Origin of the sequence: Allopontixanthobacter sp., from assembly GCF_034376665.1 — a bacterium.
GTDB lineage: Bacteria > Pseudomonadota > Alphaproteobacteria > Sphingomonadales > Sphingomonadaceae > Allopontixanthobacter.
On record NZ_JAXMJI010000067.1, the window covers coordinates 110,563 to 118,757 of the forward strand.

The 8,195-nt window shown below is 64.0% G+C and carries 9 protein-coding genes; 4 read left to right on the forward strand and 5 right to left on the reverse strand.

All coding sequences use genetic code 11. From position 1 onward, the window contains the following. Positions 1 to 32 precede the first annotated feature (32 nt). From U0988_RS07520 to U0988_RS07530, 3 genes are read right to left on the reverse strand one after another with little or no spacing between them, the layout of a single operon-like run. A complete protein-coding gene (locus U0988_RS07520) occupies positions 33 to 368 on the reverse strand; it encodes a hypothetical protein (RefSeq protein WP_322292006.1) in 336 nt (111 codons plus the stop codon). After that, the gene (dut, locus tag U0988_RS07525; protein WP_322292020.1) at positions 368 to 814 is read right to left on the reverse strand and encodes a dUTP diphosphatase; all 447 of its coding nucleotides are present in this window, start codon (positions 812 to 814) and stop codon (positions 368 to 370) included. The genes U0988_RS07520 and dut overlap by 1 nt, the downstream gene beginning before the upstream one ends. Beyond that, entirely contained in the window at positions 807 to 2,495 is a 1,689-nt protein-coding gene (locus U0988_RS07530; protein ID WP_322292007.1) for a bifunctional phosphopantothenoylcysteine decarboxylase/phosphopantothenate synthase, read from the reverse strand. Before U0988_RS07530 ends, dut begins: the two co-directional genes overlap by 8 nt. A 227-nt stretch (positions 2,496 to 2,722) precedes the next feature. Between U0988_RS07530 and U0988_RS07535 the strand changes: the two genes are divergently transcribed. Then, on the forward strand, positions 2,723 to 3,118 hold the full coding sequence (locus U0988_RS07535; RefSeq protein WP_322292008.1) for a hypothetical protein: 396 nt from the start codon (positions 2,723 to 2,725) through the stop codon (positions 3,116 to 3,118). A 7-nt stretch (positions 3,119 to 3,125) separates the two neighbouring features. Here the strand turns inward: U0988_RS07535 and ubiB are convergent, their stop codons facing one another. Next, the gene (gene ubiB / locus U0988_RS07540; protein WP_322292009.1) at positions 3,126 to 4,694 is read right to left on the reverse strand and encodes a 2-polyprenylphenol 6-hydroxylase; all 1,569 of its coding nucleotides are present in this window, start codon (positions 4,692 to 4,694) and stop codon (positions 3,126 to 3,128) included. Positions 4,695 to 4,698: 4 nt separating this feature from the next. Then, on the reverse strand, positions 4,699 to 5,430 hold the full coding sequence (locus tag U0988_RS07545) for a class I SAM-dependent methyltransferase (RefSeq protein ID WP_322292010.1): 732 nt from the start codon (positions 5,428 to 5,430) through the stop codon (positions 4,699 to 4,701). A gap of 69 nt (positions 5,431 to 5,499) precedes the next feature. On the opposite strand from U0988_RS07545, the gene mutM reads away from it, so the two are divergent. The 3 genes from mutM to U0988_RS07560 all read left to right on the forward strand — a co-directional run. Then, on the forward strand, positions 5,500 to 6,315 hold the full coding sequence (gene mutM, locus U0988_RS07550; protein WP_322292011.1) for a bifunctional DNA-formamidopyrimidine glycosylase/DNA-(apurinic or apyrimidinic site) lyase: 816 nt from the start codon (positions 5,500 to 5,502) through the stop codon (positions 6,313 to 6,315). A gap of 353 nt (positions 6,316 to 6,668) precedes the next feature. Beyond that, positions 6,669 to 6,929: a 30S ribosomal protein S20 gene (gene rpsT / locus U0988_RS07555; protein ID WP_322292012.1), complete on the forward strand. Its 261-nt coding sequence runs from the start codon at positions 6,669 to 6,671 to the stop codon at positions 6,927 to 6,929. A 498-nt stretch (positions 6,930 to 7,427) separates the two neighbouring features. Further along, on the forward strand, positions 7,428 to 8,195 hold a 768-nt coding region (locus tag U0988_RS07560), incomplete at its 3' end, for a DnaA ATPase domain-containing protein (RefSeq protein ID WP_322292013.1).

The following is an 8,195-nucleotide window of genomic DNA, read 5'->3' on the forward strand; positions in this document are numbered from 1 at the left end:
CGGGTCCGGCAGCGGGTCCGCCCTTTTTCGTGCTATTTTCGGCGGCGGGCCCTGACCGCGGCAATGCCCACCCCCAACGCCACCGATCCTATCAGGAACGATCCCGGGAAGCCCGGCTCGAGCGGATAATTGCCGCCGCGGCTCCACCGGTCGACCAGATCGATGGCAAAATTGCCGAGATGGATCGCGGCAACGAGCAGGAGAAAGGTGGAGCCCAGATTGCGCCAGTCGAGGCCCGGCCAGCCCGTCCGACGGGTCACGAAGGCCTGGATACGGGCCGCGACCCACACCATCACCAGGATCCAGATGGCCAGTGCCACCAGCGCCAGCAGCGCCCCGGCGGGGGACATGGCGCCTGCGCCCAGCATCAGATGCCGGTAGAGCCGAACCCGCCCTCGCCGCGCGCCGTATCGTCCAGACTTTCCATTTCCACCCACCGCGCCTGGGTGACCGGTGCGAGCACCAGCTGCGCCACGCGGTCCCCGCGCGCGATTGCAAAGGCTTCGGTCCCGTGATTGATCAGCAGCACTTTCAATTCGCCTCGGTAATCGGAATCGATCGTGCCGGGCGTATTGGGAACGGTAATCCCGTGTTTGAAGGCAAGGCCGGAGCGGGGCCGGACCTGGATTTCGAAGCCCTGCGGAATGGCCATCGCAAGGCCCGTGGCCACGGCATGGCGACCCCCCGGCGGAATCGATACGTCTTCCGCCGAAACCACATCCATGCCCGCCGCGCCGCCGGTTGCGTAGCGCGGCAACGCCAGCCCTTCGCCATGCGGCAGGCGCTTCAGGCCGACACCGACGGGATCAGCCATGCGCGTCATCGGACAGAGCTTGCGCAATGCGCTCGACCAACACACGGGCGACGTCCTGCTTGGGCATTTCCTCCAGCGCTTCCACGCCCTCGCCGGTGACGATATAGACCTGGTTGTTATCGCCGCCCATCACGCCGGTACCGACCGGGCCCGATACGTCGTTGGCGACGATCCAGTCGACTCCCTTGCGCTTGCGCTTGGTCTTGGCGTTCTCGACGACATCCTCCGTTTCCGCGGCAAACCCGATCAGCAGGCGCGGTCGCTCGGTGCCGCCGGCAACCGCCGCAAGAATGTCGGTATTTTCGGTCAGGATCAGCGCGGGCGGCGCAGATCCGCGTTTCTTCATCTTCTGCTGGGCGAAATCCTTGGTCCGCCAGTCCGAAACCGCCGCCACCATCACTGCGGCATCGGCGGGCAGCAACCGCTTGACCTCGGCCGCCATTTCCTCGGCCGACTGGACGTCGAAACGTTCGACGCCCGGCGGTGTTTCGAGCGCTACCGGCCCCGCAACCAGCGTCACCCGCGCGCCGGCATTTGCAGCCGCGGCGGCGATGGCGAAGCCTTGCCGGCCGGACGACCGGTTGGCGATATAGCGGACCGGGTCGATCGGTTCATGGGTCGGTCCCGCGGTGACAAGGACATGCTTGCCGAACAGCGGTCGGTGCTGCGGATCGGTGTCGAAATCGGGCTGACCGTAGAGCGGGTCGACCGCAACCGGCATTTCTGTGGGGGCAAGCGGTTCCGGCGAGAAGTCGGCATCGCCAGATTTCACCATGTGGTTCATGGCCTGCGGGTCGGTCGGCGGCGCGGAGGACGCCTTGCCCTTGGTCGCCAGCACCGAACCGGCGAAACCAGGCTTGGCTATCGGGGCGGCCGGCACATTTTCGCCGGTATCTTCGGGCGTATCGGAAACCTCATCAAGGGGCTCCGGCGCGGCGGCCCATACTTCCTCGATTTCGCGGGCCGATCGTTTGGGCGTGCTTCGGGGGATCAGCGAAGCGAATAGGCCGCCCAGCCCACCGCCGCGCTTTTCGATATCGGGTTCCGGCTCCAATGCCTCGTCCGTTTCGTCGCCTTCTTCTTCGACCCAGACTTCCGCCTGGGGCGAATAGTCATGCTCCAGCCCGAGCTTTTCGGCGATCTGCGCCCAGATGGCTTCGGGTTCGGGCATCCGGCCGGGGCCGAACTCGCCGCAGGCCATTGGGCCGACATCGGGTTCGATCACCGTGACCCCGGCCTGCCGCAGCCACGCGACATTACGCTGGGTCGCTTCGTGCTGCCACATCCGCACATTCATCGCCGGGACAGCCATGACGGGCTTGTCCGTCGCAAGGATCAGTGTGGTCGCCAGATCGTCGGCAATTCCCGTCGCCATCTTCGCCAGCAGGTCTGCCGTGGCCGGGCACACGACCACCAGATCCGCCTCCCGGCTAAGCTGGATATGGCCCATCTCGGCCTCGTTCTTCAAATCCCACAGGGTCGTGTGAACCGGATTCTCGCTCAGCGCTGCGAGCGCCATCGGGGTGACGAATTGCTGGCCGCCCTTGGTCACCACACAGGTCACATCGCCCGCCACGCCGCCCGCCCCCTTGCGGATCAGCCGGACCAGTTCGCAGGACTTATACGCCGCAATGCCGCCGCCAACCACCAGCAGGATGCGCGGGCCCTTCGCGGCGCTCATGCGGGCGGTTTCGCTATTGCCGCGATCAGGCGGGCTACCGGCGACATTTCTGGTCTCCCCTGTTCCTGCACGCCGGACATCAGGCGCGGATAGATCGGCGTCCACAAGCCCGCTTGCGTTTCAGCACCATACAACCCTGTATGAACGCCCTGCAACGTAGTGGTTAAATTTTACCTAGCGGGCAAGAGGCATTGCAGTGTAACCCGCTATCCCAGGGGAGAAATTTCATGCGCCTGATCCTTACCGCGCTGCTGTTCGTCGGCGGCTTGTTTTTCGTAGCTGTGGGGGCAGGCTTTCTGTTCGATCCCGCGACGTCCGGGGCCGATTTCAGCGTCATTCCCGATGGAATCGTGGGCCACGCCAGCCTGAGGGCCGATTTCACCGCCTTCTTTGTGGTCGGGGGCGGGTGCATGATCTGGGGCGGGTGGAAGCGCAAGGGCGATCCGCTGCTGGTGTCCGCGGCGTTGTTCGCGATCGCCTTTGTCGGCCGCGCGGTGAATGTGATCGCCATGGGTACCTATGACGGGTTCTGGCTGCCGATGCTGATCGAAGCCGCGGCAACGATCCTCTGCCTCACCGGCAGCAGGGTGCTGCCGCACTCCGCCTTTACCGAACTCGACTAAGGCGGGCTTACCCGATTACGCCGAGTATCACGGCCGCGGCAACTGTCCCTGCGCCAATCAGTCCGGACAGCAGGTAGCCGGGCCAGTTGCTGCCCGAATTGCCGCGCAATTTCCGCTTGGGATCGAGGATCAGCTCGATATCAGGCAGCGGCGGCAAGTCAGGCGCGCCGCCCTTCGGCGGGTATTGCTCTTCCAGCCGGCGGATCAGCGCGGGGATGCGCAGCAGGGTGTCGGTGTCTTCCTTGATCCGGTCGGCAATCGCCGATTCGGGACCAAGCTCGTCGCGAATCCATGCCCGCACGAAAGGCGCCGACACATCCCACATGTTGATCTGCGGATCGAGCTGGGTCGCGATCCCTTCGACCATCACCATCGTTTTCTGCAGCAGCAGCAGATGCGGCTGGGTCTGCATGTCGAAATCGCGGGTAATGGCGAACAGCCCGTCAAGCATCTGGCCGACGCTCAGCTCGCTCACCGGCTTGCCGCGCATCGGTTCGCCCACCGCCCTCAGCGCGGTCGCAAATTCGCCCACAGAATGGTAACTCGGCACATATTGCGCCTCGAAATGAATTTCCGCCACGCGGCGGTAATTGCCGGTTGTCAGCCCGTAGAGTATTTCCGCCAGCCACGCCCGCGCGCGCCGGTCGATCCGGCCCATGATCCCGAAATCGATCGCCACGATCGTCCCGTCGGCGCGGACGAACAGATTGCCCTGGTGCATATCGGCATGGAAAAATCCGCCGCTGATCGCCTGGGTGAGGAACGCCAGCACCAGCCGCCGGGCCAGTTCGGGCAGGTCGTGACCCGCCGCGACCAGGGCTTCGCGGTTGCTGATCTTGATCCCGTCGACCCATTCGATTGTCAGGACCTTGCCATTGGTCCGATCCCAATCGATCGCCGGAATCACGTAGCCGGGCACCGCCTTCATGCTTTCCGACAATTCGCTGGCGCTGGCCGCCTCGCGGCGCAGATCGAGTTCGCTGTTGGTCCAGCGCTGGAAATTGGCGATCGTCAGTCGCGGACGCAGCCGCAGCGCCTCCCCGCCCATCGCCTCGAGATGCGCGGCGGCCCATTCGTAGGTAGCGATATCGCGGGCAAACTTCTCGCGGATGCCGGGCCGCAGCACCTTGACCGCCACCGGCACGCCGTCTGTCGTGACGGCGCGGTGCACCTGCGCGATCGAGGCCGAACCGACCGGATCGGGATCGATGCTGGAAAACAGCGTGTCGACCGGGCGTCCGAAACTGGCTTCGATCGCCTGTTTGATCTGCTCGAAATCCACCGGCGGCAGATCGTCCTGCAACGATAGCAGGTTCTGCGCCGCTGCCTCGCCCACCAGATCGGGCCGGGTCGCCAGCGATTGTCCCAGCTTGATCGCCGCCGGGCCGATATCGCGAAAGGCCTCGGCATAGCGGGGCTGCAGCGGCTGCGACGTGCCGAAGCGGGCAATCCGCACCAGCCGTTTGACCGGCACCGGCGTGTTGGGATCGCGCTCGATCCCGCGCAGCGCACCGTGCTTCGCCAGCGTCCGGCCCCATTTCAGGAGCCGCCAGATATGCGTTACCGGCCTCGTCACGAAATCAAAGTTTCCAGCCTGAATGAATGGCGACAGCGCCGCCCAGGATCGGTTCCACCTTCGTCCGGGTGAAGCCGGCGGCGCGGATCATGCCTTCGAATTCCGGCATCCGGGGGAACCGGCGGATCGATTCGGCCAGATAGCGGTAGCTTTCCTCGTCGCCCGCGATCAGTTTGCCCAGCTTGGGCATCAGGCGGTGGGAATAGAGATCGTAAACATCCTTGAAGCCCGGCCATTGGGTGGTCGAGAATTCCAGGCAAAAGAACCGCCCGCCATGCTTCAGCACCCGGTGCGCCTCGGCCAGCGCGCGGTCGATATGGGTCACGTTGCGGATCCCGAAGGCGATCGTATAGGCGTCGAACGTGCGGGAGGAAAAGCTCAGCTCCTCGGCATTCTGGCGCGACCAGACGAGGCCGTCGATGCCGCGTTTCATCGCGCGTTCGACTCCGACATCGAGCATTTCCTGATTGATGTCGGACACGGTCACATCCGCGCCGCGCGCCGCCATGCGGAACGCGATGTCGCCGGTGCCCCCGGCCATGTCCAGGATCGCCTCGCCCGGCTGCGGTTTGACCCGCCGCACGAAGCGGTCCTTCCATAACCGGTGCATTCCGCCCGACATGGCATCGTTCATGATGTCGTATTTGGCAGCCACATTGGAAAAGACTTCGCCCACCAGGGCGGTCTTCTCGCTCGCATCGACATCCTTGTAGCCGAAAGAAACCTGATCACTCATACGCGCCGCCTTACGGGCAATTGCCCGCGCCGGAAAGGGTGTTAGAGGGCCTCATGCCGGAACTGCGAAATGCCTGAACTTCCCGAAGTGGAAACAACCGTCCGCGGGCTCGCGCGTTTCCTCGAAGGGCAGCGGATCGTGCGGGCGGCAGTGAACCGACCGGACATGCGCCGTGCGTTCCCGGTGGACTTGGTCCAGGCGATTACCGGAGCGCGCGTCACCGGTCTTGGCCGTCGCGCGAAATACGGGCTGATCCACACCGACCGGGCGCGGACCATTGTCTTTCATCTGGGCATGAGCGGGCGCTGGCGGATCGATCCCGACACCCCGGACAGGCACGACCATTTTATTCTTGAAACCGCCGACCACCGTTTCGCCCTGTGCGATCCGCGCCGTTTCGGATGGGTCGATCTGGTCGATACCGACGCGCTCGATACGTGGCCCGCTTTCGCCATCATGGGGCCGGAGCCGCTAGGTGCGGATCTTACGCCGGAGCATCTCCACCGCGCGTTCAGGGGCCGCAAGCAAGCGGTCAAACTGTTGCTGCTCGACCAGCGAGTCGTGGCCGGACTTGGCAATATCTATGTCTGCGAGGCCCTGTTCCGGGCGGGCATCCGGCCCGACAGGTCTGCGGGCGCGGTGTCCCGTCCGGCGCTCGCCCGGCTGGTTCCGGCGATTCGCGAAGTGCTGCTCCAGTCGATCGAGGACGGCGGATCGTCGCTGCGCGACTATGCCCGGCCCGACGGCGAACTCGGCTATTTCGCCACCCGTTTCGAGGTCTACGGGCGCGAGGGAGAGGCCTGCAAGCGGGGCGATGGCGGGACCATCAAGCGGATCGTGCAGGGCGGCCGCAGCACCTGGTATTGCCCGAAGTGCCAGAGGTAGGGAGACCTTTTTTCTCTCACGGCCAGTTGGCTGTGCCAACGTCTACGAGGGGCGGGCTAACCGCCCGGCGCGCGGTCGCGCTTGCGATCCGCTGGCCGCGGACCGTATCGCGCTGTGCCATCCACGACGCGCCCGATCCTGGTCGCGCTAGCCAAAGGCCGACCGGCCGCCGCGCGGTCAGCGCGAAAGCCCAAGGGAGTGAATGCGACCGCCGGCGCCTGAGGCCAATCAGAAGTTGACGATTCGCCCCGTGCTTTGTAAGGGGCGCGCTTTCCGGCGGGTGACTGCCGCTTTTCGCATTTGCAAATTCTAGGATTCCGGCCGCTCCCGTGGCGGCCCGATAAAGGACAGACATGGCCAATTCGCCGCAAGCCCGCAAACGTATCCGCCGCAACGACCGGCGCGCCGAAATCAACGGTGCCCGCATGAGCCGCATCCGCGGTTTCGTGAAGAAGGTCGAATCCGCCATCGAAGGCGGCGACAAGACCGTTGCCGCAGAAGCTCTGAAAGCGGCCCAGCCCGAACTGGCGCGCGGCGTGGCGCGCGGCGTGCTGCACAAGAATACGGCTTCGCGGAAGATGTCGCGTTTGTCCAAGCGGGTTGCCGCACTCTGATCCGAATCGCGATTCGTCCAGGATCATAGAAAATCGCGGGCTTTCTGCCTGCTTTTAAATCGGGACAAGGCCGGTGCTTCAAGCGCCGGCCTTTTTTATTACCGGGCGATGACACCGATACTCAGCGCGACCCCTAGGAAAACCCGCGATTCGCGCGGTCAGGACGGACGAAATCTAGAGTTAACAGCGGGTTAAACGCAACTCTGCGGGGTTGAACCGAGTCAACTTCTTTATTTCAAATTTTTTACGGTCAATACTATTGCGTCACCGCAAAACCGGTTCATAACACCAACTCGGCTCGGGACAGGACAGTCCGAACCTTAAGAATCATTGGCCGATAGGGGGCAACCCCGGGAAAGCTAAATTCCCGGGAACGGCGTAGCTATGTTCGGGGTTTTTTCCGAGAAATGGCATCTGCGCCGTAAACTATCGGGTTTTTTTGGATAAAGCGGTGCCGGCGCAATTGCGGGCAGCGAAGCGGTGGGATCTGGAAATTCGATGGCGAGCAAAGACATGAGCGCGGGTGAGGCCAAACGCAAAGGCAAAGACGACAGCATGGAAGATCTGGAAGCGGTAAACCTGGCGGCCGATTGGTCCGACATAAGCCAGGGTCTGCGCAAGGATCTTGGCCATCAGCTGCACAGCCAGTGGATCAAGCCGATCCAGCTGGGCGGTTTCTGCAAGGACACCGGCACGCTGGATCTCTACCTGCCGACGGATTTTTCCGCCAATTGGGTGCAGGACCGCTTTTCCGACCGGCTGTCGCTCGCGTGGAAGATCGCCCGCAGCGAAGTGCGCCACGTGCGCATTGCGGTCCACCCTGGCCGGCGCAAGCTGCCCGAAATGACGCTGCACGGCGGCGGCTATTCCGACGAACTTTCTGGTGCGTTTGGCAGCAACCCCTATGCGGTGGGTCGCCGCCCAGCCAACGACGGCAGCGATCCTTCGCTGATCGCCGCAGGCACCATCGGGCAGCAGGGTTTTACCTCGTCGGTCGGTCTCGACCCGTCGCTCACCTTCGCCGCCTTTGTGACCGGCGAGACCAATGTTCTCGGCTGCAACGCAGCGCAGCGAATGGCGGCGACTGAAACGCCGCAATTCTCGCCGCTCTATCTCAAGGCCGCGACCGGCCAGGGCAAGACGCATCTGCTGCACGCGATCGGCCATTCCTATCTGGCCGCGCATCCCCGCGCGCGCATCTTCTACTGCAGCGCCGAACGGTTCATGGTCGAATTCGTCCAGTCGCTGAAACAGAACCAGATGATG